This window comes from Chryseobacterium sp. CFS2, from assembly GCF_036543225.1.
GTDB classification, from domain to species: Bacteria; Bacteroidota; Bacteroidia; order Flavobacteriales; family Weeksellaceae; genus Chryseobacterium; species Chryseobacterium culicis_A.
The window spans coordinates 14,625-40,567 of sequence record NZ_JAZHQU010000005.1; the positions used below are offsets into that span (position 1 = coordinate 14,625).

A 25,943-nucleotide genomic window follows, 5' to 3' on the forward strand; every position below is an offset into this window, starting at 1 on the left:
AAGTTTTTAATTCCCGTCAAAGTGTTATATTGTGGATCCAACCAAAATTATAACATATGAAAAAAACTGTATTCCTACTGGCAATATTTTTTGCCTTAAACTCGTGTTCCAGAGAAGAACTTCAGAACGAAAATGTAAAAACAGAAATGGCTCAGAAAGATCCGTTGACCGCAAAACAGATCAACGAAAGGATTAACCAGGCTATTAAAACGGATGGTACTTTCAATTGGAAGAATGAATCCGATCATTTCGTGTGGAGTGCTATTTTCCGCGGAAATAAAATGGTATCTATTGGTTTTGGAGCTTCTAAAGATGATTTCGACAGAAGTAAATCTCCAAACAGCAGCGATATGGAAAAAGAAGTTCTTTCTGTTATCAAAAAATATGAAGGAAAAGACGAAAGAAATTTCCTTCTTCTTTCAGATCAATATCTTAATCAGATGGATGTGGTGATTGAAAATGAAGAAACCATTACTGCTCTTCGACAAATGAAGAACATCCGATATGTAGAACCGGCAGACTATCATTATTTTGAGTTTGAAGCTCAATATAATGCTGCTGCAAAATCTTCAGGAAGTGGCTCATCAGGATGTGGATTTTCATCATCTACATTAAGTACGGCAGACTATACTTCAACCACTCCAAGTGCAAAAATTCCTTGGGCTTTCACAAAACATAGCATTCCTGAAGCATGGAGCTACAGCACAGGAGCAGGTGTTACCATCGGACTTATAGATACAGGAGTTTCTCCAGAACAGACTTTATTGGGAGGAAGCTTTAATAATGGTGCTTCTTCAGGAAGGACAATCAGCAAAGTGGGAGTGTATAACTCAGATGGATCCGGAGATCAGTGTGGGCACGGAACAAAAATGGCATCCGTAATGGCTGCTCCGAGAAATAATGCAGGGTTACCAGTGGGAGTTGCTTATAATGCCAATCTGATCGCCTACAGAGCAGCAGAAAATGTTGTTCTGGAAACTTCCAGTGAGCAGACCGCTGTAAAAACAGCATTTACAGAATTGGGTAACAACACTAATGTAAAGATCATCTCAATGTCAATGGGGCATATCTTTTCTGTCGGAAAAATTGAAGATGGTGTTAAATATGCTTACTCTAAAGGAAAACTAATTTTCTGTGCCGGAGGTACTTCTACCAGCTTTACCAGTTTTGTTGGGGTGATTTTCCCTGCATCAATGTCGGAAACTCAGGCGATAACAGGAGTAAAAGAAAATACATCCAATCAGAAATGTGATGTTTGCCATTCAGGAAGCCAGATTGATTTTACCTTTCAGATGGAGAGACCTTCAGGAAATACCGTTCCTGTATTGAGTTACTACAATGGACAGGCTGATTATGTGGGTGGTTCTTCTGTGGCTACGGCTGCTACAGCAGGAATTGCAGCTTTGGTTTGGGCTAAAAATCCATCATGGACGAGAGATCAGGTGCTTAATAAAATGAGACAGGCTGCTACCTATTATCCAAATGTTAATTCAAGCTATGGCTACGGAAATATCAATGTGTTAAAAGCAGTACAGTAAATAATACTATCATTATACAAGAAAAGGAAATATCTCGGCTGAGGTATTTCCTTTTTTATTTTTAATATCAAATTATGATTATCCAATCCTTACACTCGTCATGCTCAACGAGCCGCCGATAAGCTCATCGTTGAATAAAGTAAGCTCTTCAGACTGATCTTTCAGACCTAAAGTATACAATAAAGGAAGATAATGATCAGGGGTAGGAACAGCATACTGTAAGAAAGTTCCCTGTTTCTGATAATCAATGATATTCTGAAAATTACCATCAAGAAGCCAGTTGTTGGTTTTCTCTCTGGCTTCTACAGCCCAGTCCCAGCCAGCTCCTACTGTGTTTATATTTTTCCAGTCGATAAGACGGAGATTATGAACAATATTTCCGCTTCCTATAATCAGAATACCTTTTTCACGAAGCTTATTCAGTCTTTTGGCCAGATCATAATGATACTGCGGAGGTTTTGTATGATCAATACTCAGTTGAATCACAGGAATATCTGCATCAGGATACATATGCTTAATGACTGACCATGCCCCATGATCCAGCCCCCAGCTATGATCCTCTTCCACATCAATAGGAAGAAGGAGTTCTGCTGTTTCTTTTGCTAATTCCGGACTTCCCGGAGCAGGATACTGCACATCAAAAAGAGCTTTTGGAAACCCATAAAAATCATGGATGGTTTTCGGCATATCCATAGCGGTTACAAAAGTTCCGTCTGTATACCAATGGGCAGAAATACAAAGAATTGCATTGGGCTTAGGAATTTCTAAAGCCGCTTTTCGGAAACCCTGCACAAATTGATTCTCTTCAATGGCATTCATCGGTGAGCCGTGTCCAAGAAATAAAACAGGCATTCTCTGTGTGCGTTTAAAACCGTCGCTTATGTTTTGAAGATCATTGAGGTTCATAATATTGAAGATTATAAAAAATAAAAAAGGTTCAAGGCTTTTAGACAAATCCCTGAACCCTTTTAAATATATGTTATTTACTATGCTTGCTTTACAAACTGTAATTCACCAGCTACTTTTACATCATCACTTACCATTACACCTCCTGCCTCAAGAGCTGCATTCCAGTTTAATCCAAAATCTTTTCTGCTGATTTTCCCTTCAAAAGAGAAACCTGCTTTTGTATTTCCCCATGGATCTACATTAATTCCTCCGAAGTCTACATCAAGAGTTACAGGTTTTGTAATTCCATTGATGGTAAGATTTCCAACGATAGAATTGTTTAATGCCTGAGATTCAAAAGTGATTGTAGGATGTACTTCAGCATTGAAGAACTCCGCAGACTTTAAGTGATTGTCTCTGTCTGTATTGTTTGTGAATACAGAATCTGTTTGGATAGTAGCTGTAGTTTTTGCATTTGCAAAGAATTCATCTTCAGACTCGATTTCTGCAGTGAAAGTTCTGAAGCTTCCTTTTACGTTAGAGATCATCATGTGTTTTACTTTGAAAGTAATTTCACTATGCGTAGGGTCTAAAATCCATTTTGTTGCCATTGTATTTTGTATTTTTTGTTTGTTATTAATGATGCAAATTTAGGACAGAGTACCTATACAAGTCATTGATATAGGATAAGAAATGAGATTTTTTTTGTCAATCGTCAATTTTGCTTCGCAAGTGAATGGTGAATCTATTCCAACATCAAATTGACAAGCAAAGCGGATTGACAGTTCACGATTGACTCATTTAATAATCAATCGTCAATTTTGCTTCGCAAATGAATGGTGAATCTATTCCAACATCAAATTGACAAGCGGAGCGGATTGACAGTTCACGATTGACTTATTTAACATTAATCGTCAATTTTGCTTCGCAAGTGAATGGTGAATCTACTCCAACATCAAATTGACAAGCGGAGCGGATTGACCATTCACCATTGACCTATTCTACTACCTATAAAAATCCACTATTAAGTTAAGAAATAATTTCTTATGAGTGCATAAATTCCATTTTATGAATGTTTTAATTTAACATTTCTTAACGGTTGGTTTTTATTTCTTATTTTTGGAGGATTCAATTTTATACAATGAAATTACATAAGTTTTCTTTATTAATGCTGGTTTTATGCAGTTCAGCATTTGCCCAGACCCAGAAGTTTACCATGGCTGAGGCTGTAAATGGGATGAGAACCAACCTTGCTGTGAAAAATATTTCTCAATTTTCATGGGCTGCGGACGGAAAATCTTACATCCAGGCCGTAAAAGGCGGTTATCTGATTACGGATTTGAAAACCAACAAACAGGATACTCTGATCTCGCTGAGCCAACTGAACAGAAATCTTTCCAATGATAAGCTGAAGGCTGTTCCGGCAATCAAATTTACAGGAAATACCAATGGTTATTTTACGACAGGTGGCAAAATGTCATGGATTGAAAAATCTGGAAACGATTGGAAAGTAAAAAGTACAGCTGTAATTGATCAGGATGCAGCCAACGTAAAGATGTTTGGTGATGGTCAGACTTTTGCCTTCACAGCAAAGAATAATTTATTTGTAAACAGAAATGGAAAAACGATTGCTGTAACCAATGAAACCAATGAAAATATCATCAGTGGACAGGCTGTTCACAGAAATGAATTCGGAATTGATACCGGAATTTTCCCTGCTCCCAATTCTGAGAGCGTAGCATTCTATAAAATGGATCAGAGCATGGTAGCAGATTATCCGATCATCGATTGGTCTGTAACTCCAGCCGTTAACCATAATATTAAATACCCAATGGCTGGTAAGACTTCTCACCAGGTGACTTTAGGTGTTTTCAATATTAAAACCCAATCCACAACTTTCCTGAAAGTTGAAGGGGAAAAAGATCAGTATCTGACTGCTGTTACATGGAGTCCGGATTCAAAATACATTTTTGTAGGCGTTCTGAACAGAGGTCAGAATCATATGAAAATGAATCAGTATGACGCTGCAACCGGAGAATTGGTGAAAACTTTATTCGAGGAAACTGATAGTAAATATGTTGAACCACAACATCCGCTTACTTTCTTTCCGAACTCTAATACAGACTTTATCTGGCAGAGTCAGAGAACAGGATACAATCACCTGTTTCATTACAGTCTGGAAAAAGGTTTGGTATCACAGATCACAAAAGGAGACTGGCTGGTAACAGATATTTTAGGATTTAATGAAAAGAAAAAGGAAATCTATTTCACTTCAACAAAAGAAACTCCTTTAGAAAGACATTTATACAGAATCAACTGGACCAATTTCAAAATGCAGAGACTGGACAGTGCAGAAGGAATGCATGCCGGAACTTTAAGCAGTGATGGAAACTACCTTTACGATGCTTACAGCAATGCCAATTCACCCAGAGTTGCCAATATTATTAATACAGCTAATTTAAAATCTACAAATATTCTTACTTCTGAAAATCCATTAAAGAATTATCAGAGACCGGAAATTAAAAACGTGGAGCTAAAGGCAGATGACGGAACTCCTTTGTATGGGAAAATTATTCTTCCAACAAATTTTGATCCGAATAAAAAATATCCTGCCATTGTTTATCTGTATAACGGACCACACTTACAGCTGATCACAAACAGCTTCCCGGCTTCAGGAAACCTTTGGTACGAATATATGGCTCAGAACGGATATATCATCTTCACAATGGATGGAAGAGGTTCTTCTAACCGTGGAATGAAATTCGAGCAGGCTGTATTCAGAAACCTTGGAACTACAGAAATGAACGACCAGATGAAAGGGGTTGAGTACTTAAAATCTCTTCCTTACGTAGATGGAGATAAAATGGGAATCCATGGATGGAGCTTCGGAGGATTTATGACAACAAGCTTTATGCTTCGTAAGCCGGATGTATTCAAAGTAGGAGTAGCAGGAGGACCGGTAATCGACTGGAGCATGTACGAGATCATGTACGGAGAAAGATATATGGATACCCCACAGGAAAATCCACAGGGATATGCAGCAGCTAATCTTTTAGATAAAGTTCAGAATCTGAAAGGTAAATTACTGATGATTCACGGGGCGCAGGATGATGTGGTAGTATGGCAGCATTCTATAAAATTCATCAAGTCTGCGGTTGATAACGGAGTTCAGTTAGATTACTTTACATATCCGGGACATCCGCATAATGTGATCGGGAAAGACAGGGTTCACCTGATGCAGAAAATCACAGATTATTTTGATTTGTATCTGAAAAAATAATAAAAAAATCCAGCCGGAACGGCTGGATTTTTTTGATAAATAGAGTTGTTGGAAAGCGCAAAGGCGCAAAGAATTTTATGATTATGCTGCTGTAAGGCGCAAGAAAATCAAAGATTTTCAGCAAGGATTAATTCTTATAGTATTAGAGTTATGAAATTTTATCGCAGATAAAATCCTTGCGCCTTTGCGTTTTCCAACTTGAAACATCAGTACCTCCGATCTTAACAAACATCAATGTTTTTGATTTTTCAGAGTGGTAATTTTGTATCACTAAAATCAACAATATGGAATTAGGAATAGGAATGTTCGGTGATCTGACATTTGACCAGTCAACCGGAAAATATAGAGATGCAGGAATTAAGATCCGTGAAATACTGGATCAGGTAAAATTGATGGATGAGGTTGGAATTGATGTATTTGCAATGGGAGAACATCACCGTCCGGATTATGCTGTTTCCTCTCCGGAAATAGTATTGGCAGCGGCAGCAAGTATTACAAAAAATATAAAACTGGCCAGTGGAGTGACTGTTTTAAGTTCTTCCGAGCCGGTAAAAGTATATGAAGATTTTTCAACACTGGATCTGATTTCTGACGGAAGAGCTGAGATATTCGTGGGGCGTGGAAGTTTCATTGAATCATTTCCGTTATATGGTTATTCATTGAATGATTATGAACAGCTATTTGATGAAAAATTAGAATTATTACTGAAAATTAATTCTGAAGAAAACGTAAGCTGGTCTGGGAAACTTCGTGCTCCGATGCAGAATCAAACCGTATATCCAAGAGCAAAAAATGACGGAAAACTTTCCATCTGGAGAGCGGTAGGAGGTACTCCGCAGTCTGTTTTAAGTGCAGCACAATTGGGAATGCCTTTAGTGGTAGCCATCATTGGAGGAATGCCGATTCAGTTTAGAAATCTGATCGAGTTCTATAAGCAGGAATACCAGAAAGCAGGACATGATGTCTCGAAGATGCAGATTGCCATTCATTCACATACTTTTGTGAGTGATGATCAGAAAGCAGTGGATGGGTATTTCCATAATTATAAATCCCAGATGGATAGGATTGGGGCTTCCAGAGGATGGGCTCCTTACACAAAAGCGCAGTATGATGGTGGAAGAAGCAGAGACGGAGCTTTATTTATCGGAAGTCCGGCTGAAGTAGCAGATAAAATTGCTTATATGAAAGAGATTTTCGGAATTACCAGATTTATCGGGCACATGGACGTAGGAGATCCTGCTCATGATGTGATGATGAAGTCTATTGAGTTATTTGGAAAAGAAGTGAAACCCGTTATAAAAGGACTGTAACAGGGAAGTTTATCAGATGTAAAAGCCACAAAAGAACAAATCTTTTGTGGCTTTTGTCGTTTAAATATTTCAGTTAAATAATTTCAATCAGACTTCCTCTTTCTTCGTCTTTGATAATATTCAGAGCTGTAGGAATCTTTTCTTTCAGTTCTTCAACGTGCGAAATAATCCCCACAATCCTGTTTTCTTTCATCAGATTGGTAAGGGTTTCAAATACAATATTCACAGATTCCGTATCCTGAGTTCCAAAACCTTCATCAATAAAAAAGAAATTTTTATCTGCCTGTGCATTCGCCTGAACGCTTTCTGCCAGCGCTAATGCTAAACTTAAAGATACCTGGAATGCCTGTCCTCCGGAAAGCGTTTTTACACTTCTGCTTTTTCCTTCGTTGAGGTAATCAATGATTTCAAAATCGTTATTTTCATTAAGCTGCAGACTCAGCTGGTTTCTGGTCATTCTGTGGAAACGCACATTCGCATGGTCACAAAGCTGTCTCAGATAAATAGATGAAACATATTGTACAAAACCCGCTCCTTTAAACAGGTTCATCATTATTTTTAAATTCTCTGAACGTTTCTGAAGCTTTGCCAGTTCTTTCAGAAGATCTTCTTTTTTTACGAATTCTTTTTCCAGTCGGTCTATTTCTGCAGTTTTGGTAACTACGGAGTCACTGATTTTTTTCTGCTCACTTTGCGCCTCCTGGAACTGCTGTTCAACCAAAGAAAACTGTTCGTTATCGAATGAAAGTCCCTTCAGTTTTAATTTCAGTTCGATGATGAATTTCTTTAAAGCTTCAAAATCAACTTTGAAGTTCTGAACTTTGCTTCTCACCAGTTGAACATTGATTTCCTGAAGCAAGATATTCTCAACTTCTCCGAATTCAGTGAAATTTTGATCTGTCAAAGCTTTACCAATAGCTTCTTCATTTCCGGAAATTTCTTTTTCAAGCTCTGTAATCTGTTTTTCAGATTGGCTGACAATTGCCCTTTGCTCCGCCAGTTTTGGAGAAAGAATTTTTTCCTGCTGTAATGCTTTCTGATAATTTTCTTCAGTTTCTTTATTGGATTGTACCAGGTTTTGATAAGCTTCTTCAACCTCTGTTATTTCCTTTTGAGCATACAGATTCCAGTCCAGGATCTTAAGACCGGAGCGGCTGATATTAATCTGTTCCTGTTTTGAAACTTCTTCCATGCGGAAACCTTCCAGAGCACTTTTATACTTTTCCAGCGTTTTGTTTTCCTTGTCAATATTTTCCCTTTCAATGGCTATATTACGTTCCGTTTTTTCAATCTTTTTCTCAAGATTAAAGGAGTCTGAACGTTTTTTTTCAAAATCCTCTTCCTGATCCGGAGAGAATGGTTTCCAGATGAAATGCTGAAGATGGGTTTCCATATTTTGTTGAATCTGAAGAACAATTTTCTGCTCCGAAAGAAGCTGTTCTTCAAAGATTTTTTTGCGGTCGAGAATCTTATCAATTTCTGCTTCCTGCTTTTGAAGACCGGTTACATCCTGCTCAACGGATGTTATTTTCTCCTGGATGTCGGTTAGCTCAGCATTCACATCATGAAATTCCACAATATGCGGGTGTTCCTTAGACCCGCAAAGAGGGCAGTTTTCACCGTCATGAAGTTCACTGGCAAAACGGGAAAGTTCTTTTTGTATTTTAAGGTGATCCAGTTTCTGAGAAAGCTCTTTTTCCTTTGTTTCTAAAGTTTCTTTCCTGTTTTTGAAGTCATCTTTATAATTTTCGTGATAGGCAAAAGGTTGTAATTCTTCTGCAATTTCTCCGATTTGTTTTTGATGTTTATTAACCTTTTCGGTTTGTTCCTGCAGGGATTTTTTTAAATTTTTTTGTTGAATAAACCAGTTGCCCACATCGGAAAGCAAAGCAGAATCAAGTTTCTGTTCTTTTAAGTTTTTAACCAGGGCAGAAAGCTGATCAATCGTCTTTTGAATCTTTTCTTTGTTGATATCAACTTCTTTTACCTTTTCGGAACCTTTCTGTGTTCTTTCATTCAGAACTTTGATCTCTTCAGAAAATTTCAGGATCTGAATGATGAGGTTCAGGTCGTTTTCCTGGATTCTGGACTGCTCCAAGGCCTTAAACTTTGGTTCAAGGGTTGTGAGCTGCTCTTTTATGATGGTAAAAGCTTTTTCAGTTTCCTGCCGGCTTTTGATCTGTTGTTCTTTATCGTTTCGTTTATCAGCAATTTCTTTTGAAAGCTTATTTTTCTCAATAATCAACGGGTTGAAAATCCTGAAAACACGGTCATATAATTCCATTTGTGCTTCCAGAGCATCTATTTGAGGCTTTTCTTCAGAAAGTTTGGTGAATTTTTCCTTATTCTGCTGTAAACTATCGAAGTCACTTTTTAAGTTTTTTAGCTGTTGATAAGTTTGGGAAATTTTTTCCAGCTTTTCATTAGATTCCGAAAGGAGTTTCTGTTCCTCTGCCAGCTGCTCTTTCTGAATCTTGATTTTTTCCTCATTGATTTCTTCAAAGCCTTTTAGTTGTCCTTCCAGCTGATCCAGTTCAGATCTGTTTTTTACATGGAGCGCAGAAACATTGTTCTGAAGATCAAATTTCTGAAGATTAAAAATCTCCTTCATCATATTCGTTCTTTCTGCAGCACCCAATTCAAGGAATTCTTTGAACTGCCCCTGCGGAATAATGATGGTTCTTTTAAAATTGGAATAGCTTAAACCAATAATTATTTCGGCATTCGAATGATCTAAAGGAATCCATTTGCCATTAATATGCTCATAAAAAGTAACGGCATTAGGTTTTACTTCTTCGAATTTTTTTGAATTTCTTTTAAAATCACGGGTAGCACGGAAAAGTTTATTCTCATAATTCACAAAATCAAATTCTATATAAGAACTGTTTGATTTCAGATTCATCATGTTGTAAGCCCTTTTATCACGCATGTTCAGACGTTCCGTTTCTCCATAGAGAGCAAACGAAATCGCTTCTAAAACGGATGATTTTCCGGAACCCACAGCACCGAAAATACCAAATAATCCCGCTTCAGTAAGATTTCTGAAATCAATAGTCTGGCGTTCCTGATAGGAGTAAAGTCCTTCGATTGTTAGTTGAACAGGGATCATGGCTTATGCATTTAAAATTTCGTTAAACAAATTCATCAGTTCTTCATTGGCTTCCTGCCCGCCGTTTTTGGATTTAAAATAGTCTTTAAATAATATATCAATATCCTGGCTTAAATTGATTTCATGGCTTTGATCTTTTGATAATTCCAGGTTTTTTACTTTGGGAATAAGATGAACAATTCCGTTGTGCGACTGATAGATTAATCTTCTTTCATCAGCCGTTAAAAAAGTCTCACTTTCCAGTGTAAGTTCTATAAATGTATATGGGTTTTCACCCAACCAGTTGACGGTATCTTCAATGGAGGTAAATGTTTTTCTGACTAAAGCTCTTCCTGTTGTCAGTGTTTTCTTCTCGTAAGAAACAGGCTTTCCCGGCTCTGCATCAATAATGGAAACATACTTTGTCTGTCCCGCTTCACTGAAACTGTAGCACAGAGGAGAAGAGGAATAAATAACAGGTTTTTCCTTCGTGCCGATATTCTGAAACCCATGCAGGTGGCCCAAGGCTGTATACTGAATCTGTTCAGGAATGCTATCCGAAAAAATCAGATCGGCATTTCCGATTTTAATAGGTTTTTCTCCTTCAGGCTCTTCCAGAATTTCCGAGCCTCTTTTATTCATATATAAATGAGCAGTGAGAAGATTAACTCCGGAATCATCACAAAACTGATCGGCAAGATTTTTCCATGTTTGTGAAAGAACCTTGTTGATTTCTTCCTCTTTATTTTCGCCAAAATATTCCTTTAACCGGATTTCATTGGCATAAGGAGTGTGAAGAATTCTTACCGGGAAATCTATTCCTTCTGTTTTCAGTTCGATAAAACCTTCTTTTGAATGGGTAATGTTGAAATATTCTGTACCAAAAGGGCTGATCTCTGCTTTAGGATGGCCTATTAAAATGATTCCGCATTCCCTGGCCAGAGGATCAGGAGCATTGATTAAACTGGGAGAATCATGATTACCGGAAATAGCAATTACCGGACGTTTACCGTTTAGTGATAACCGTTTTAAAGTTTTATAAAAAAGTTCAACGGCCTCTACACCTGGATTGAAATTATCGAATAAATCTCCGGCAATTAAAACTAAATCAACGTTTTGCTCGTCGGCAATCTGAACAATTTCATTCATAACCAAAACCTGTTCTTCTAGTCTTGAAAAACGGTCGAGGCGTTTACCCAAATGCCAGTCGGCAGTGTGGAGGATTTTCATAATTTAAGTTTGAGAATTAAAAAAGAGTATATGCAGAGAATTATCCTGCAAATATTAAAATGTAAATATAGAAAATACTTAATTTTAAAAAATAAGGTTTCCCTTAATTCAGATAAAAATTTCAGACGATTTTGCCTGTTGCCAGCTATTATTTTAGTACCTTAAATCTAGCTGTTTCAAAAACTGAGTAGGGTTTAGCAAAGACTGATTTTACAGTGTATTATCAGTCTCCCTTGCTTTGAAATCTTCTCGGATTTTCTTTAACTTGGCTTTCCTTTCTGCTTCTGCATTTTGTATTTTGCGTTTTTTCTGATCAATCTTCTTTTTATTTTTTTGCCTGTTCGCTTCGTTGTTTTTGCTCATATTTTTTTGTAACGAATAATTTTTATGGATGAGAATAACTTCTTCAAAAATAAGAAACAAAAAGGGAAGAAGCGTTGTGGATTTCCGTATAAACTTATAATAATTTAATTTTGCAAAAAAAAGATGGAACAACAGTCCAAAGATCCTTTACATGGAAAAAGGCTGGATGCTATCCTTGAAGAACTCGTAGAATACTATGAAGGTTTTGAAAAGCTTGGCGAACAGATCAATATAAAATGTTTTACAGATAACCCAAGTATAAACTCTTCCTTGAAGTTTTTAAGAAAAACACCTTGGGCAAGAACAAAAGTTGAAAGTTTGTATCTTTTTGTCCTGAGACAGAAAAAAAGAGAGGAAGGTAGAAGAAAATAAAGGTGGTAAAAATAAGATCTGTTTTTCTTTATGCCTTTCATAGCTTCCTTCTTCTATCTCCTGGCTTCCAAGCTCATTGAATCATTTCAAAAATAGTATATTTGTATTATTAATCGTGAAACGAAATCACGAAAAAAAGAAAAAATATGACAATTGAAAACAATCACGTTGTAGCTGTACGTTACATCCTTCACACTATCGAAGCGGACGGAACTAAAGTTCTTGTAGAAGAAACAACAGCAGAAAATCCACTTACATTTTTGTATGGTGTAGGAATGATGATTCCAAAGTTTGAACAAAATATCTTAGGTTTAAAAGCTGGTGATAAAGCTGCTTTTGTTATTCAGCCTGAAGAAGCTTATGGTGAAAGACAGCCTGATGCTATCGCTCAATTGCCAATTGAGATGTTCAAAGAATCGGGAACTCCACCTATTGGAGCTATTTTACCTTTATCTGATAACCAAGGGAATAATTTCCAGGCATTTGTGGTAGAAATAACACCAGAAGTTGTAGTTGCAGATCTTAACCATCCAATGGCAGGTAAAGTGTTAGACTTTGAAGTAGAAATTTTGAACACACGTCCGGCAACTGAAGAAGAATTGGCACATGGTCACGCTCACGGAATTGACGGAAACGAAGCTCACTAAAAAATAAAAAAATGACCGACTTTCGGACATTTTTTAAATACCAAATACGAAATAAGCCAAAGATAATTCTTTGGCTTATTTTTATTTATAAGGTACAATAGTTAATGAATGCTTGGCATTCCCCTCTTTCGGAGGGGTGTCAAAAATTCTTTAAATTTTTGACGGGGTGGTTCTACACACAAAGCATCACTCTATATTTACTAATCCAAAAATTCTCCTGAAACATAATACCATCGTTCATGCATTTTCTGAAAAAGAGAAAACTCATGATGAAGTTGAGGATGGCCATCCTGATCTGTATAATAGGCTTTAAACTCTACATGATTTAAAGTGGGAGTGCGGATGATTTCCAGCTTTGTCCACTGGTTGATTTCTCCCCATTCCTGAAGGTCTTTCTTATTGTGGTATTTTCTTTTTCCGGGAAGAGTAGTTTCCATCAGATATTCACCATTGGGAATAGCAAATGCGGAGAACCTTGAACGCATCAGAGCTTCAGCCGTTGGAGCATGTTTTTCTCCGGTATGATAAGGCTTGCAGCATTCTTCGTAGGATTTTCCTGAACAGCAGGGACAGTCCATATATTGTATTTTAAATGTTGAACGGCAAAAATAATCAATATCAATAGAAACGGGCTTTAGCCCGTTAAAAAATAAACAAATAAAAATCCATTGGCTTTAGCCGAAACATAAAAAGAAGCACTCTAATTAAAGAATGCTTCCCGTTAATTTATTTAATAAAACCTCTGTTTCTTAATAAAGGTTTGATATCCGGATCGTGTCCTGTAAAGTCTCTGAATGCCTGATTCAGATCTACAGAATTTCCTACAGACAGAATGTATTTTCTGAAACGGTCACCATTTTCTCTGGTCAGGCCTCCGTTTTTGCTGATCCATTCCCATGCATCGTTATCCAATGTTTCAGACCATAAATAAGCATAGTATCCTGCTGAATATCCACCTCCCCAGATGTGTGCAAAATAAGGAGTATGGTATCTCGGAGGAACTGTTGCTAAGTTGAATCCATGGCTGGCTAAAGATTGTTTTTCAAAATCTAAAACAGGAATGAACTGACTGTCATTGCTTACGGTATGCCAATCCATATCAAGCTCGGCAGCAGAAACCAATTCAGTAGTCATATATCCTTGGTTGAAAGTAGATGCTTTTTTAATTTTTTCTACCAAAGCCTGCGGAATAGGCTGTTTTGTTTCATAATGAACAGCATAATTCTTCAGAACAGCAGGATCCAAAGCCCAGTGCTCATTGATCTGAGACGGGAATTCTACGAAGTCTCTTGGTACATTTGTTCCTGAAAGAGAAGGATATTTCTGGCTGGCAAACATTCCGTGAATGGAGTGTCCAAATTCATGGAAAATAGTTGAAACATCGTCATAGCTGATTAATGAAGGTTTTCCTGGAGCTGGTTTCTGGTAATTGTAGCAGTTAACGATTACAGGTTTTGTTCCTAATAAATAAGACTGCTCAACAAAATTGCTCATCCATGCTCCACCGTTTTTAGAATCTCTTGTATAGAAGTCCAGGTAGTAAATGGCGATAGATTTTCCATCATGATCGAAAACCTCGTATGTTACTACATCAGGGTGGTACACCGGAAGATCTGTTCTCTTTTTAAAAGTCAGTCCATAGAATTTTTCAGCGGCAAAGAAAACTCCTTTTTCCAGAACCGTTGTGATTTCAAAATAGGGTTTTATTTGGCTTTCATCAAGATCAAATTTAGCTTTTCTTACCTGTTCAGCGTAGAAATTCCAGTCCCAAGGTTCTACTTTGAAACCTCCTTTCTGCTGATCAATAAGATCCTGAATATCTTTTGCTTCACGTCTTGCTGTTTCCACTGCAGGAGTTGCAATCTGATTCATCAGTTGGGTAGCTGCTTCAGGTGTTTTGGCCATCTGATCCTGAAGTTTCCACTCAGCAAAGTTTTTCTTACCTAAAATCTGAGCTTTTTTCAATCTCAGCTTAGCCAGTTGCTCAATCGTAGATCTTGTATCATTAGCATCTCCTTTTTCAGCTCTTGTCCATGATGCTTTGAACAGCTTTTCTCTGGTAGCTCTGTTTTTCAAGTTTTGTAAAAGAGGTTGCTGTGTTGTATTTTGTAACGCCAGAAGATATTTTCCAGGTTGTCCTGCTGTTTTAGCATCAGATGCTGCCGCAGCAATTTCATCAGCAGAAAGGCCGTCAAGCTCTTTAGCATCAGAGAAGAAAACTCCACCTTGCTTTCTTGCCTCCAGTAATTTATTGGAATATTGAGTAGAAAGGGAAGCCAGCTCCTGGTTGATTTGTTTTAGTTTTTCTTTATCAGCTGCAGAAAGGTTCGCTCCTGCGATTTCAAAATTCTGCTTATAATATTGTAAAAGTCTTTTGCTTTCAGAATCAAGACCGTCTTCTTTGATGGATTGTATTCTTTTATAAAGATTTTCATTCAGGTACAATTTATCAGAATGTGCAGCAAAAATAGGTGCATATTCTTCATCCAAAGCCTGTAAGGTAGGATTTGTATTGGCACTTGTAAGATTGGAGAATACAATTTGTGCTCTTCTTAATACTTCGCCACTTTTTTCCAATGTAACGATGGTATTTTCAAAAGTAGGAGCAGCAGGATTGTTGGCAATCTTTACAATTTCAGCTTCATGCTGCTTTAAACCATAGTTAAAAGCAGGTTTGAAGTGTTCATTTTTGATTTTGTCAAACTCCGGAGCTTCATACTGAAGCTTGCTTTTCTTCATAAAAGGATTTGAAGATAAAGAGGGATCAGGGGCAGGAAGCTCCTGTTGAATATCGGTCTGTTTCATTGTAGTACAAGATTGATTGAACGCCAAGGCAGAAATTAATAATACCGATGAAATATTCTTCATAAATATAGTTGTTATTAAATGATAAAGATATTAAAAACTTGTATCATAGAATCTATTTTGGTGTATGTATTTATTGAAACTGTTCCGGGAGTGTTTTTAAATGAATGAGTTAGGTAGGGTAAGTAAAGAAAAGGGCTTCTGAAAAATCTGTGTTGCAGACAATTGCAGTATTTTTAAATGTAATGTAATATTTTTTATAAATTAGTTGTTATTTAATAAAGGAATCAAAAAAATAATCAACAAAAGAAATAAGCATGAAAACAAGGACTTTATTTATTTTTTCAGCCTTAGTGGCATTGGCCTCATGTAACGATAAGCATGAGAACAGAAACAGAGACGGAGAAGGAGACAGAAGTAACTGGGTAGAGAAAGTAGTAACGAAAGAAAGTGGCCCGATACAGCATAAAGAATTTAACGGAGATTTTGATGAAATCCAGGTTTCACAAGCCATAGAAGCTGAAATTATAAAATCTGAAACAGAAAAAGTAGAAATCTCAGCACCTCAGAGTATCATCAATGAAATTCTTGTAGATAATGATGGCGGAAAACTGCATATTCATTATAAGCCGGGGATCAGAGTGATGAATATCAGTAAAGTGACGGCAAAAATTTATACAAAAGATTTTAAGAAACTTCTTGCTGACTCAGCTGCAAGAATTATTGTAAAAGATAAATTTACCCAGGAAAAAACAGAGATCGAAGCATCTAGTGCAGGAAGTATTTCCGGAGATCTGGAGGCTAATGATATGGATATCAATGTAAGCAGCAGCAGCAGTTTCGATGGTAAAATCTGGGCTGTCAACCTTGATATTGAATCTTCATCTGGATCCACACTTGATCTTTCCGGAAAAGCGAAAAAAGTAGAGGTAAGTGCTTCTTCAGGAAGCAGTGTTTCTGCTAAAGGAGTTGTTGCTGATAATGTAGACGCTGATGCTTCCAGTGGAGCAAGTATTCAGATCAGTGCTGTTTCCAGTGTGAATGCAGGCGCTTCATCCGGTGGAAGTGTGGACATTTCGAAAAAAGGAGAGCTTAAGAGTGTCATTAAAGATGAAAGCAGTGGTGGAAGCGTAAACATCCAATAAATTAACCCTGAGATTCCTCCTCATCTTCTTCATCAGCGGATGAGGAACCTTCCCAGTTTTTATTATCAAAATTAAGATTGTCATAAGCTAATAATTCCTCCTCCCGTTGGAGGATTTCTTTTGTGGTAAATAGTGTAATGTCATCATTATTTTCCTTCATTTTTGCCAGTTTTCTGACTGAAGCTTTATCAATAGCCATAAATCTTTGTCCAAGACGTCTTGCGGCATATTTCCTCATTCCTGTTTCATGAAGTACATCCACAGCCATATCAACGGCTGTTCCTAATGTTTCACGGTAGATATGATTAACACCGCTGTTTAGATAATCATAAGCATCAATCCTGTTTTTCGCTCTTACAAAAATTTTCACATTGGGATAATGTTCACGCACAAGTTCTGCAATGAATTTGTTATCATCTGAATCATCCAGACATAAAACCAGAATTTCAGCATCTTCAATTCCTGCGGCTCTTAAAATAGGTATTCGGGTAGCATCACCATAATAGACTTTAAAACCATAGCTTCTGAGCAATTTCACACGATCAGAATCACGGTCCAAAACGGTAGCGGGTATTTTATTGGCTTTTAAAAGACGTCCCACCGTACTTCCAAAATGCCCAAAACCTACAATAATAATTTTCTTTTGGGTAACATCACTGTCGAGAATATTATAATCATGTTCTTCCTCTGGAATTTCTTTAATGAATTTCGGGGTAATCAACTTATCATTGATAATAAGAAGAATGGGAGTAATACACATGGTGATTGCCGTAACAGCCATCATTTGTGCATTCATTTCAGGACCTAAAAGATAGAGATCCGACGCATAATTGAGCAGTACAAATGCAAATTCTCCTACCTGAGAAAGCGCAAAAGCATAAAAAAGACTCTGAGGAGTATCTATCCTGAAAAACTTTCCAATCGTATATAAAACAACAAATTTTACGGCCAGTACAGCAAAAACAGTACTGAAGATAAATAACGGATCTTGCTGAATAATATTAAAATTGATCGTTGATCCTACACTGACAAAGAAAACAGCCAACAGCAGTCCTTTGAAAGGATCAATCTGGGCTTCCAGTTCATGACGGAATTCACTGTTGGCAAGCATTACTCCTGCGAGGAAAGCACCGAGTGCCGGAGAAAGCCCGATAACAACCATCAGTTCAGAAACTCCAATAACGAGGAATAGGGAAGAAGCCGTCAATAATTCTGACATTCCAGATTTTGACACATAGCGCAGGAATGGAACAAAGACATATCTGCCCAGTAAAATAAGCAAAGCCACTCCGAAAATTACGGTTCCGGCCTGAAGCCATTCCGGTAGTTTTTGGATCAGAATCTGAATTTCATTATCGTGATGCTTGGCTTTATAATTGGCCAGAATAGGGAGTATTGCCAAAATAGGAATTACTGAAATATCCTGAAACAACAAGGTAGAGAATGAAGCTTCTCCTGCTGTAGTCTTAAGATTATTCTTTTCCTGCAAAGTCTGGAGGACAATTGCGGTAGACGATAAAGCAAAACACATCGCAATAGCTATAGCTTTGTCTACTCTCCAGCCTACACTTGTAAATACTAAGAAAAGCAAAAGAATGGTGAGTACCATTTGGGAAAGTCCCAGACCCATTATTTTTTTTCGCATTTCCCAGAATTTACGGGGTTCCAGCTCTAAGCCCACCAAAAATAAAAGCATGATGACTCCAAACTCGCTGGCATGCATAATGTCATTTACATTATTTCCTGTAAGTTTAAGGGCATAAGGACCTATAATGATTCCTCCTAAAATATAACCGATTACAGAGCTCAACCCTAATTTCCTGGCCAATGGAACCATAATAATGGCTACACCCAGGAAGATTAATGTGTTCATCGCTAAGCTGGATTCCATATGCTATTGATTGAGTAGTTCTGTAAATTCCTTTTTATGTAAAATAATTTCTTTTTTAGAAAGCTTGTTAGCTTCGTATACGATTTTGATGTGCCTGATATCAGCTTTGAAAACCTTTAATGAAACAATCAGTCCGCTGATGAGTTCATCTATGGTGTATTGATAGGTTCCGGTTTTGCTGAAAGATCTTTCTTTTCCGCCCGTGGTGACCAGAATATACACTTCTTTTCCTTCCAGAGGATTATGTTCACCTTCTTTAAGCCAGTCTCTGTCGAAAACTTCATCAATCCATAATCTGAGAAGTGGAGGCATTCCAAACCATATCAGGGGAAACTGAAAAACAAAACGTTCATAGTTCTTAAGACGTTTTCTTTCCCGGAAAGCAGCGATATGAAAATCAGGATATTCTTCGTAAAGATCTCTTAGGGTATAATGCTGGTGGCGAACGTAGAAATTGATGAGCTCTACATTCGAATTGGAGTGCTCCAGATAAGGGTGTGCAAATACTACCAGCGTCTTCTTCATAATCCTGTTTTCAGTAAATATAATAAAAAATATTGAATAAAAGGTGATTTTTTAACGCTTTTATTAATTTTTTAATATGGAAAATTGAATTTAATGTTAAGATTAAATAAATAAAGGGAGTATTTTTGTCATTTAGATAAAAAACAAGTATTAGTTGGTGGGAGTGAAGCCAGGAATGAATAGAATAATAGGTTAAAAATCTCTTTATTCATTCTTTAATTCGGGTATGAGCTTTGTAAAAAGATATTGTTTATTTTTTGAAGCTGCTTAAGGTTTTGCGTATGTCTTCACGAAGAATAGTAATCATATCCTGTTTGGTGACTAAATATTTATCATCTTCAGGATTCTCAGTACGTTGATACCAGTAGATATCTTCTTTTATGATTTGTAAATTGGAAGGAAGATCTTTTATTTTAACAAATTTAGAATCTCCATTGATACTTACTATTTTTTCTGAATAATCATTTCCGGTATCTTGTTTATATAAACTTTTTATGGTTCTGTTTTCCTTCTTAGGAATTGCAAAATGGGATGATTCATACACAAAGCCAAACTTAGACTTTTCCGAATAACAAAGAGCTATAACGAATTCTTCATCATTAATTTTGACAATTCTAAAATCACTCAGCCATTCAAAACCTGCATTTTTCATTTCTTCTTTTAAGATCATGCTGGCTTCTGTTTTATTCAGCCATACCGTATATAATCTTTTGCTTTTTAAATTTTCTTTATTGTTGTTATAAAAATTATAATAGTTTTCTGAATTTATTTTCTGAGAAAATGTACTGATTGAGAAAAGTAAAAAGAAAAGATTAAATAAGAATTTCATGGGTTGAGTTGAATAAAAATTGTAATGAATTCGAAAAAGAATTTAAAATGATAATGTAAAAAAGATGAGATAGATGTACGTTCTTTTAAGGGTGAATTTTACCATCCTCCGGATGCACCGCCGCCTCCAAAACTTCCGCCACCGCCGAAGCCTCCAAAGCCGCCGCCGCCACCGCCGGAACTTCCTCCGCCAAAGCCACCGCCTCCGAAACTGCCTGGGAATGGGAAGAACCCGCCAGGATAATTTCTGCGTCCTTTTCTTGTGATAATCACATCATCATCGTCGTCATTATTTCCGCCACGTCCGCCGCCTCTGTTACCAAAAAGGATAGCAATAATGATGAAAATAACAAAAGCAATAATAAGGACTTTAAAAGCACTTCCGTTACCGGAAGGAGCTGTGGTTGCTACAGGTTTGAATTTTCCCTCAACAGCCTCCATAATGGCTGAGGTTCCACCGTTGATTCCTTCATACCAAAGGCCTTTCTTGAAATTTGGGGTGACAATATAATCTAAGATCTGTCCTGCTACGGATGCTGTAAGATATTGTTCCACGGCACGTCCCTGCTGGATAGACATGGTTCTGTCTTCTGTGGCAATAAGGAAAACCACTCCGTTATCAACACCCTTTTTCCCGATTTTCCATTTCTCTCCGAACATGGTTGCCAGAAAATTCACATCTTCTCCTTTGGTGGAGCGGATGATGACTACTTCAATTTCCGTTGAGGTAGAATCTGCAAACTTGATCAGTTTATTATTAAGGGCATCTTTTTCCTGCTGAGAAAGCAATTCTGCTTCATCAAAAACAGGATAGAGAACTGCTGGTTTTTCAGGAATGGTGTATTGTGCTGATACAAAAGTGTAAAAGCAGAGTAGTAAAAATGAAAATACTATTTTAAGAGAATGTAATTTCATTTGAGAGTTGGTTTGGATTTTCTCCTTCTACAGGAAAATATTTTTTGAGTTCAAGTCCTGTTTCCAGGATGGCACTTTTCAGAGCCTGATAATAATTTCCTTTGGCAAATTCAGCAGTGATATAATCGTGAAGATGATCCCAGTAAGACTGTCTTACCTTTTCATGAATTCCGATATCTCCAATAATGGTAAGATATTTTTGTTCGAAATTCACATGGAAAAGCACAGCATTCCGGTCAGCGGTTTTATCCATATCGAGTTTTTTGAAAACATCAAATGCCGTTTTAGCATCACGGTTTTCTGTATTGGAATCAATATGTACCCTGATCTCTCCCGTAGAATGATCTTCTGCAGACTGAATCGCTTCCACGAGGGAAGCGATCTGTTGATTTGTTAGGAAATTACCCATTATTATTTGAATACTTCAGGGGCTTTCTGAGCTCCTGCATCAGCTTTGAAATAAGGTTTTTCTTTAAAGTTGGTGAAATTCGCCAGAATATTATTCGGGAAAGTCTTGATGGAAGTATTGTAATCCTTTGCAGCATCGTTATAATAAACAGTTTCTGTTCTGATACTGTTTTCGATAGCGGTATATTCTCTCTGGAAGTTGATATATTGCTGGTCTGCTTTTAAGTTAGGATAAGACTCTACTACGGCCATCAATCGGCTTAATGCACCCGATAATTCTCCTTGTGCAGCCTGGAATTTGGCAAGATCAGCTTCGGTCATATTCGTAGGATCAATATTGATAGAAGTCGCTTTGGAACGGGCTTCTACCACTTGAGTTAAAGTTTCCTGCTCAAATTTTGAATACGATTTTACCGTTCTTTCCAGGTTAGGAATAAGGTTCGCTCTTTTCTGATATACGGTCTCTACATTAGACCATTTTGCGTTTACAGTCTGTTCTTTGTTGACAAAGCTGTTATATCCGCTTTTTCCCCAGAAGAATAGAATAGCAACAATAATAAGAAGGGCAATACCAATGGTTCCTGCACCCAGACATCCTTTATTTTTCATAGTTTATTTTTTTAAATTTTTTGTGCTAACCAAATATACAAATTATGTGCTAATTTTGTAAAAAATTATTTGAATGACAACAATAGTGGTGGCAATGGGAGAGAAAAACGAAATTGGTTTTGAAAACCAGTTGCTTTGGCATCTTCCCAAAGATCTAAAACATTTTAAAGATATTACTTCAGGGCATCCGATTATAATGGGAAGAAAAACCTACGAAAGTATTGGCAAGCCTCTTCCGAACCGTACCAACATTGTTGTGTCAAGAAAAAAAGACTGGTTTGAAGAAGGAATTCTTATCGTGGGAAGCATTAAAGAAGCTTTGAAATTTGCTAAAAAGATTGATGAGGAAGTTTTCGTTATCGGTGGAGGAAATATCTATGAGCAGACTATTGATTTAGTAGACAGACTTGAGGTTACTCTGGTGAAAGCAGATCTTAAAGCAGATACATTCTTTCCAAAAATAGATCAGAAAATCTGGAAAAAAACAAACGAAACCTGCCATGAAAAAGATGAAAAAAATGGCTATGATTTCTGCTTCCAGACGTTTGAAAAAATTAAGAGCGAATAGTTATAGGAATTCTAACCTCTAACTTCTAGCTTCTAATCTCTAATTTATTTATCTTTGCACTTTTAAAATTTAATAATGAATAAATACATAAAAATTGCAGTAGCAGCACTTCTTATCCTGTTAGGACTTTATATGATGTTTTTCACAAGAAACCTTGGGTGGGGAATTGTTGTTTTTCTTTTAGCTGCATTCCCAATCTTACTATTCTTCAAGAACGAATATATTCTGCTGGCATTCTGGCAATTGAGAAAACAAAATATGGAAAAAGCCGGAGAATGGTTATCCAAAATAACAGATTATAAAGGCCAGCTTCACAAAACTCAATACGGATATTTTCACTATTTATCAGGATTGACACAAGCTCAGGATCACCCTGCGAAAGTAGAACCTTTCATGAAGAAAGCGTTGGAGTATGGTTTAAATATGAAACACGATAGAGCAATGGCTACGTTGAATCTTGCGGCAGCAGCTATTTCCAAAGGAAGAAAACAGGAAGGGCAGAAGTTGTTGGAAGAAGCAAAAAGATTAGACAGCGCAGGCATGATGACGGATCAAATCAAAATGATGAAAGATCAGTTGAAAATGCCGACTATGCAGAAACACATGCATAACCCGAATATGAGAAACAGAGGAAAATTCTTCTAGTCAATAAAAAAATATAATATAAAAGTCCTGATTTTTCAGGACTTTTTGTTTTTTATGATTGGAGGTGGTGGAGGTGCTTCCTGTTTAAAAAATGTATCTTTTGGGTAAATGTTTTCCTTAACGGCAAACAAACTATCATGCTTCATAAACTTATCTTGGAGTCCGTCATCATAAAATTTCCGGCTTTGTTTTTTATAGGTTACCGTAACCAGAGGGAAATCTCCTTTCTCATGCGGTTTATCTTCTTTGTTCAGGAATTTAAGATAATTTTCAAAAGACAAAGGATCGCTGGCTTTTACTTTATAGATTCTTTTAGGTAATGTTTGGCTCGTTTTACCATATGATGCTATTTCAGAGTATTTCTCCAGAAACAGAGTGTCATGCTGCTTGGTAAAAGTATAGGTTTCAAATGCAAGGAATGTGCAGGCTGAAAGATCAGTCATGATCTTAACCGTATCTCCGTTTTCCATTCTTTCGGAAAAATGATAAAGATCTTTATTCAGATCAAATTGACTCTCGTGTTTGCAGGAGAATAAAGAAAGTGATAGAATGATAAGAGGTAGTTTTTTCACAAAGTTACATTTCCGAATTCTGGTCGTAGCCATAGAACTTAGGCATCTGCCAATGGTATTTTACTGCAAAGGTTCTTATAGCAACAATCAGTAAAATAGTGAAGATTTGTATAAAAGTATAAGAAAGCATGGTATATCTGGTCATCAATAAAAATGCAGAACCTCCCAATATACATGCTGTGGCATAAATTTCCTTTCTGAAAATTAATGGAATTCTGTTGAGCAATATATCCCGGATAATCCCTCCGAAACAACCTGTTATGGTTCCTAAAGCAATACAGATCATAGGATGGATTCCAGCATTTAAGCCTTTCTGAACTCCGATAATGGTAAATAATCCAAGACCAAAGCTGTCGAAGATAAATAAAGTGACTTTGAAGTTCTTTTCAAGAGATTTGAAGACCATTGAAAAAATGCTGGTCACGAGAATCAAAGCACACATCAGAAGATCATGCATCCAGAATACAGGGATATCAAGCAGTAAATCTCTTACAGTTCCTCCTCCCACAGAAGTTACAAATGCAATAATAAGCACTCCGAACGGATCAAGCCGTTTCTGCATTGCTGCAAAACTTCCCGACATGGAAAAGGCAATGGTCCCCAGGACTTCTATGGCAAAATTGAACTGTTCGTGCATAAGTTATGAATGATAAATGATAATTGATGAATGATTTTTTGCTTAAGCAAATTCTTGGCCATTGTATCAATTATCATTTATCGCTTATCAAATATTGTTTTGTTTATCTTTCCACCCTTACTGAGTCCGGAACCATCAGTTCATATTCGCCGCCGTGGGTAATGATTTCCCTTACAATGCTGCTGCTGATGAAAGATTTTCCAGAAGAAGTCAATAAGAATACGGTTTCCAGTTTTTTGTGAGCTAATGTTCTGTTGGTGTGAGCAATTGCTTTTTCAAATTCAAAATCGGCAGGGTTTCTCAGTCCTCTGATAATGTACTGAGCATTTTTCTCAAAACAGTAATCCACTGTTAAGCCTTCAAATGAGTCTACTTCCACGTTGGGAAACTCTGCTACAGAATTCTGGATAAATTCCACTCTTTTCTCAAGAGGGAACATATATTTTTTCTGAGAATTCTGGCCGATAGCGATGATTAATTTATCAAATAGCGGTGCCGCTCTTTCTATAATGTCGTAATGTCCTAGTGTAATCGGGTCAAAAGACCCTGGGAAAACAGCAATTTTCATGTTGTACGAGTTATAATTTTGAATCGTGAATTATCTGTTATAAGCTGTGAGTGTATTTTGCTTCTGGCTTCTAACCTCTAATTTCTAACTTCTATTTTATTTATTAAGTGCTTTTTCAACTTCATTTCCGCAAAGATCCATGATGGAAATTCCATAATGTTTTGCCTGCTGAGGAAGGATACTTGCAGGAGAGAATCCCGGGTTGGTATTCATTTCAAGCATATAAGGAATCCCGTTCATCAGAATAAATTCACTTCTTGAAAAGCCGCTCATCCCTAATGAATTGTATGCTTTTTTAGCAATTTCTTCCACTCTCTTTGTGGTTTCTTCGTCAATTCTTGCCGGTGTAATTTCTTCAGAGGCTCCTTCGTATTTTGCTTCATAATCGAAAAACTCATTAGTAGGAACAATTTCTGTAATTCCTAATACAATAGTTTCTCCTTTAAAATCAATAACGCCTACAGAAACTTCCATACCATCAAGGAAACTTTCAATCAGGATTTCATGATCTTCTTTGAATGCAATTTCAGTAGCCGCAATCAGTTCTGATTTTTCTTTTACTTTGGAAATTCCCAGCGAAGATCCGGACTGATTAGGTTTTACAAACAGAGGAAGATTGAGTTCTGATACAATCTCATCCACATTAATGTCTTCACCTTTTCTTAAATAAATACTTTTTGCAGAAGGAATTCCATATTTAGATAATACGGCAAGAGTATCTTTTTTATTGAAAGTAAGAGCACTCTGGTAAAAATCACAACCTGTATATTTTTGACCAATGGCATCCCAGTATGCCTGAAGAATTCCATTTTCCCCCGGAGTTCCGTGGATAATATTGAAACAAACATCAAATTTTAAGACTTCACCATTATCTAAAGTCACAGAAAAATCTCCTCTGTTGATGGCATATTTTTTATCATTTTCTCCTAAAAAATACCATTCATCTTTAAGGACTACTACTTTATATACGTCATAGAGATTTCTGTCCAGAGAATCATAAATCAATTGTCCGCTTTTTAAAGAAACAACATATTCATCAGAATAGCCTCCCATTACTACGGCAACACTTTTTTTATTCATAACCATATAGTATCAATTAAGGCAAATTTAA

25 protein-coding genes are annotated in these 25,943 nt (G+C 36.9%); 8 read left to right on the top strand and 17 right to left on the bottom strand.

Annotated features, from left to right (window positions below):
- Positions 1-56: 56 nt before the first annotated feature.
- Complete coding sequence (locus tag ODR02_RS12735) at positions 57-1,538, top strand: S8 family peptidase (protein ID WP_209786017.1); 1,482 nt, start codon at positions 57-59, stop codon at positions 1,536-1,538.
- A gap of 78 nt (positions 1,539-1,616) precedes the next feature.
- Here the strand turns inward: ODR02_RS12735 and ygiD are convergent, their stop codons facing one another.
- Together ygiD and ODR02_RS12745 are read right to left on the bottom strand one after the other, a co-directional pair.
- Complete coding sequence (gene ygiD, locus ODR02_RS12740) at positions 1,617-2,444, bottom strand: 4,5-DOPA dioxygenase extradiol (protein WP_309513160.1); 828 nt, start codon at positions 2,442-2,444, stop codon at positions 1,617-1,619.
- A gap of 80 nt (positions 2,445-2,524) precedes the next feature.
- Entirely contained in the window at positions 2,525-3,037 is a 513-nt protein-coding gene (locus tag ODR02_RS12745; protein WP_034693303.1) for a YceI family protein, read from the bottom strand.
- Positions 3,038-3,567: 530 nt separating this feature from the next.
- Between ODR02_RS12745 and ODR02_RS12750 the strand changes: the two genes are divergently transcribed.
- Both ODR02_RS12750 and ODR02_RS12755 read left to right on the top strand, forming a co-directional pair.
- Positions 3,568-5,706, top strand: coding sequence for a S9 family peptidase (locus tag ODR02_RS12750; protein WP_309513159.1), 2,139 nt, complete (start codon positions 3,568-3,570; stop codon positions 5,704-5,706).
- Between the two features lie 284 nt (positions 5,707-5,990).
- Positions 5,991-7,016 (top strand): LLM class flavin-dependent oxidoreductase, encoded by a 1,026-nt coding sequence (locus ODR02_RS12755; RefSeq protein WP_309513158.1) that lies wholly within the window; start codon positions 5,991-5,993, stop codon positions 7,014-7,016.
- A 73-nt stretch (positions 7,017-7,089) separates the two neighbouring features.
- On the opposite strand, the gene ODR02_RS12760 is transcribed toward ODR02_RS12755, so the two are convergent.
- From ODR02_RS12760 to ODR02_RS12770, 3 genes are all read right to left on the bottom strand, one after another.
- Positions 7,090-10,125, bottom strand: coding sequence for an SMC family ATPase (locus ODR02_RS12760; RefSeq protein ID WP_309513157.1), 3,036 nt, complete (start codon positions 10,123-10,125; stop codon positions 7,090-7,092).
- A 3-nt stretch (positions 10,126-10,128) separates the two neighbouring features.
- Positions 10,129-11,334: a metallophosphoesterase family protein gene (locus tag ODR02_RS12765; RefSeq protein WP_309513156.1), complete on the bottom strand. Its 1,206-nt coding sequence runs from the start codon at positions 11,332-11,334 to the stop codon at positions 10,129-10,131.
- 210 nt (positions 11,335-11,544) lie between these two features.
- Entirely contained in the window at positions 11,545-11,697 is a 153-nt protein-coding gene (locus ODR02_RS12770; protein WP_309513155.1) for a hypothetical protein, read from the bottom strand.
- A gap of 123 nt (positions 11,698-11,820) precedes the next feature.
- On the opposite strand from ODR02_RS12770, the gene ODR02_RS12775 reads away from it, so the two are divergent.
- Together ODR02_RS12775 and ODR02_RS12780 are read left to right on the top strand one after the other, a co-directional pair.
- On the top strand, positions 11,821-12,069 hold the full coding sequence (locus tag ODR02_RS12775; protein WP_309513154.1) for a VF530 family protein: 249 nt from the start codon (positions 11,821-11,823) through the stop codon (positions 12,067-12,069).
- A 146-nt stretch (positions 12,070-12,215) separates the two neighbouring features.
- Positions 12,216-12,716 carry an FKBP-type peptidyl-prolyl cis-trans isomerase gene (locus ODR02_RS12780; RefSeq protein ID WP_309513153.1) on the top strand — a complete coding sequence of 167 codons (501 nt, stop codon included), beginning with the start codon at positions 12,216-12,218 and terminating at the stop codon, positions 12,714-12,716.
- A 200-nt stretch (positions 12,717-12,916) separates the two neighbouring features.
- On the opposite strand, the gene ODR02_RS12785 is transcribed toward ODR02_RS12780, so the two are convergent.
- Positions 12,917-13,294: a YchJ family protein gene (locus tag ODR02_RS12785; protein ID WP_105684380.1), complete on the bottom strand. Its 378-nt coding sequence runs from the start codon at positions 13,292-13,294 to the stop codon at positions 12,917-12,919.
- A gap of 148 nt (positions 13,295-13,442) precedes the next feature.
- Entirely contained in the window at positions 13,443-15,584 is a 2,142-nt protein-coding gene (locus tag ODR02_RS12790; RefSeq protein WP_309513152.1) for a M3 family metallopeptidase, read from the bottom strand.
- Between the two features lie 254 nt (positions 15,585-15,838).
- On the opposite strand from ODR02_RS12790, the gene ODR02_RS12795 reads away from it, so the two are divergent.
- Positions 15,839-16,666 carry a GIN domain-containing protein gene (locus tag ODR02_RS12795; protein WP_309513151.1) on the top strand — a complete coding sequence of 276 codons (828 nt, stop codon included), beginning with the start codon at positions 15,839-15,841 and terminating at the stop codon, positions 16,664-16,666.
- A gap of 1 nt (position 16,667) precedes the next feature.
- On the opposite strand, the gene ODR02_RS12800 is transcribed toward ODR02_RS12795, so the two are convergent.
- The 6 genes from ODR02_RS12800 to ODR02_RS12825 all read right to left on the bottom strand — a co-directional run bounded on the left by ODR02_RS12800 (position 16,668) and on the right by ODR02_RS12825 (position 21,842).
- Positions 16,668-18,557 (bottom strand): monovalent cation:proton antiporter-2 (CPA2) family protein, encoded by a 1,890-nt coding sequence (locus tag ODR02_RS12800; protein ID WP_309513150.1) that lies wholly within the window; start codon positions 18,555-18,557, stop codon positions 16,668-16,670.
- Positions 18,558-18,560: 3 nt separating this feature from the next.
- Entirely contained in the window at positions 18,561-19,082 is a 522-nt protein-coding gene (locus tag ODR02_RS12805) for an NAD(P)H-dependent oxidoreductase (RefSeq protein WP_105684376.1), read from the bottom strand.
- A 250-nt stretch (positions 19,083-19,332) separates the two neighbouring features.
- Positions 19,333-19,911 carry a hypothetical protein gene (locus ODR02_RS12810; RefSeq protein ID WP_209786005.1) on the bottom strand — a complete coding sequence of 193 codons (579 nt, stop codon included), beginning with the start codon at positions 19,909-19,911 and terminating at the stop codon, positions 19,333-19,335.
- Positions 19,912-20,009: 98 nt separating this feature from the next.
- Entirely contained in the window at positions 20,010-20,825 is an 816-nt protein-coding gene (locus ODR02_RS12815) for a TPM domain-containing protein (RefSeq protein WP_209786004.1), read from the bottom strand.
- Entirely contained in the window at positions 20,806-21,234 is a 429-nt protein-coding gene (locus ODR02_RS12820; protein ID WP_185126838.1) for a TPM domain-containing protein, read from the bottom strand. Before ODR02_RS12820 ends, ODR02_RS12815 begins: the two co-directional genes overlap by 20 nt.
- Positions 21,235-21,236: 2 nt before the next feature.
- Entirely contained in the window at positions 21,237-21,842 is a 606-nt protein-coding gene (locus tag ODR02_RS12825; RefSeq protein ID WP_034693337.1) for a LemA family protein, read from the bottom strand.
- Between the two features lie 73 nt (positions 21,843-21,915).
- On the opposite strand from ODR02_RS12825, the gene ODR02_RS12830 reads away from it, so the two are divergent.
- Both ODR02_RS12830 and ODR02_RS12835 read left to right on the top strand, forming a co-directional pair.
- Positions 21,916-22,410, top strand: a complete 495-nt coding sequence (locus tag ODR02_RS12830; RefSeq protein WP_209786003.1) for a dihydrofolate reductase — start codon at positions 21,916-21,918, stop codon at positions 22,408-22,410.
- A gap of 75 nt (positions 22,411-22,485) precedes the next feature.
- Positions 22,486-23,055, top strand: a complete 570-nt coding sequence (locus tag ODR02_RS12835; protein WP_105684372.1) for a hypothetical protein — start codon at positions 22,486-22,488, stop codon at positions 23,053-23,055.
- Between the two features lie 35 nt (positions 23,056-23,090).
- Here ODR02_RS12835 and ODR02_RS12840 read toward each other — a convergent pair whose 3' ends face one another.
- From ODR02_RS12840 to ODR02_RS12855, 4 genes are all read right to left on the bottom strand, one after another.
- Positions 23,091-23,627, bottom strand: a complete 537-nt coding sequence (locus ODR02_RS12840; protein WP_309513149.1) for a hypothetical protein — start codon at positions 23,625-23,627, stop codon at positions 23,091-23,093.
- Positions 23,628-23,631: 4 nt separating this feature from the next.
- The gene (locus ODR02_RS12845) at positions 23,632-24,264 is read right to left on the bottom strand and encodes a trimeric intracellular cation channel family protein (protein WP_105684370.1); all 633 of its coding nucleotides are present in this window, start codon (positions 24,262-24,264) and stop codon (positions 23,632-23,634) included.
- A 103-nt stretch (positions 24,265-24,367) separates the two neighbouring features.
- Positions 24,368-24,832, bottom strand: a complete 465-nt coding sequence (gene coaD / locus ODR02_RS12850; RefSeq protein WP_209786001.1) for a pantetheine-phosphate adenylyltransferase — start codon at positions 24,830-24,832, stop codon at positions 24,368-24,370.
- A 96-nt stretch (positions 24,833-24,928) separates the two neighbouring features.
- Positions 24,929-25,912 (bottom strand): D-alanine--D-alanine ligase, encoded by a 984-nt coding sequence (locus tag ODR02_RS12855; RefSeq protein WP_309513148.1) that lies wholly within the window; start codon positions 25,910-25,912, stop codon positions 24,929-24,931.
- Between the last annotated feature and the right edge of the window lie 31 nt (positions 25,913-25,943).

What these genes read in the sequence shown, in the direction of transcription:
- ODR02_RS12735 (WP_209786017.1), top strand. Translation starts at nt 57, where the DNA reads ATGAAAAAAACTGTATTCCTACTGGCAATATTTTTTGCCTTAAACTCG.
- ygiD (WP_309513160.1), bottom strand. Translation starts at nt 2,444, where the DNA reads ATGAACCTCAATGATCTTCAAAACATAAGCGACGGTTTTAAACGCACA.
- ODR02_RS12745 (WP_034693303.1), bottom strand. Translation starts at nt 3,037, where the DNA reads ATGGCAACAAAATGGATTTTAGACCCTACGCATAGTGAAATTACTTTC.
- ODR02_RS12750 (WP_309513159.1), top strand. Translation starts at nt 3,568, where the DNA reads ATGAAATTACATAAGTTTTCTTTATTAATGCTGGTTTTATGCAGTTCA.
- ODR02_RS12755 (WP_309513158.1), top strand. Translation starts at nt 5,991, where the DNA reads ATGGAATTAGGAATAGGAATGTTCGGTGATCTGACATTTGACCAGTCA.
- ODR02_RS12760 (WP_309513157.1), bottom strand. Translation starts at nt 10,125, where the DNA reads ATGATCCCTGTTCAACTAACAATCGAAGGACTTTACTCCTATCAGGAA.
- ODR02_RS12765 (WP_309513156.1), bottom strand. Translation starts at nt 11,334, where the DNA reads ATGAAAATCCTCCACACTGCCGACTGGCATTTGGGTAAACGCCTCGAC.
- ODR02_RS12770 (WP_309513155.1), bottom strand. Translation starts at nt 11,697, where the DNA reads ATGAGCAAAAACAACGAAGCGAACAGGCAAAAAAATAAAAAGAAGATT.
- ODR02_RS12775 (WP_309513154.1), top strand. Translation starts at nt 11,821, where the DNA reads ATGGAACAACAGTCCAAAGATCCTTTACATGGAAAAAGGCTGGATGCT.
- ODR02_RS12780 (WP_309513153.1), top strand. Translation starts at nt 12,216, where the DNA reads ATGACAATTGAAAACAATCACGTTGTAGCTGTACGTTACATCCTTCAC.
- ODR02_RS12785 (WP_105684380.1), bottom strand. Translation starts at nt 13,294, where the DNA reads ATGGACTGTCCCTGCTGTTCAGGAAAATCCTACGAAGAATGCTGCAAG.
- ODR02_RS12790 (WP_309513152.1), bottom strand. Translation starts at nt 15,584, where the DNA reads ATGAAGAATATTTCATCGGTATTATTAATTTCTGCCTTGGCGTTCAAT.
- ODR02_RS12795 (WP_309513151.1), top strand. Translation starts at nt 15,839, where the DNA reads ATGAAAACAAGGACTTTATTTATTTTTTCAGCCTTAGTGGCATTGGCC.
- ODR02_RS12800 (WP_309513150.1), bottom strand. Translation starts at nt 18,557, where the DNA reads ATGGAATCCAGCTTAGCGATGAACACATTAATCTTCCTGGGTGTAGCC.
- ODR02_RS12805 (WP_105684376.1), bottom strand. Translation starts at nt 19,082, where the DNA reads ATGAAGAAGACGCTGGTAGTATTTGCACACCCTTATCTGGAGCACTCC.
- ODR02_RS12810 (WP_209786005.1), bottom strand. Translation starts at nt 19,911, where the DNA reads ATGAAATTCTTATTTAATCTTTTCTTTTTACTTTTCTCAATCAGTACA.
- ODR02_RS12815 (WP_209786004.1), bottom strand. Translation starts at nt 20,825, where the DNA reads ATGAAATTACATTCTCTTAAAATAGTATTTTCATTTTTACTACTCTGC.
- ODR02_RS12820 (WP_185126838.1), bottom strand. Translation starts at nt 21,234, where the DNA reads ATGGGTAATTTCCTAACAAATCAACAGATCGCTTCCCTCGTGGAAGCG.
- ODR02_RS12825 (WP_034693337.1), bottom strand. Translation starts at nt 21,842, where the DNA reads ATGAAAAATAAAGGATGTCTGGGTGCAGGAACCATTGGTATTGCCCTT.
- ODR02_RS12830 (WP_209786003.1), top strand. Translation starts at nt 21,916, where the DNA reads ATGACAACAATAGTGGTGGCAATGGGAGAGAAAAACGAAATTGGTTTT.
- ODR02_RS12835 (WP_105684372.1), top strand. Translation starts at nt 22,486, where the DNA reads ATGAATAAATACATAAAAATTGCAGTAGCAGCACTTCTTATCCTGTTA.
- ODR02_RS12845 (WP_105684370.1), bottom strand. Translation starts at nt 24,264, where the DNA reads ATGCACGAACAGTTCAATTTTGCCATAGAAGTCCTGGGGACCATTGCC.
- coaD (WP_209786001.1), bottom strand. Translation starts at nt 24,832, where the DNA reads ATGAAAATTGCTGTTTTCCCAGGGTCTTTTGACCCGATTACACTAGGA.
- ODR02_RS12855 (WP_309513148.1), bottom strand. Translation starts at nt 25,912, where the DNA reads ATGAATAAAAAAAGTGTTGCCGTAGTAATGGGAGGCTATTCTGATGAA.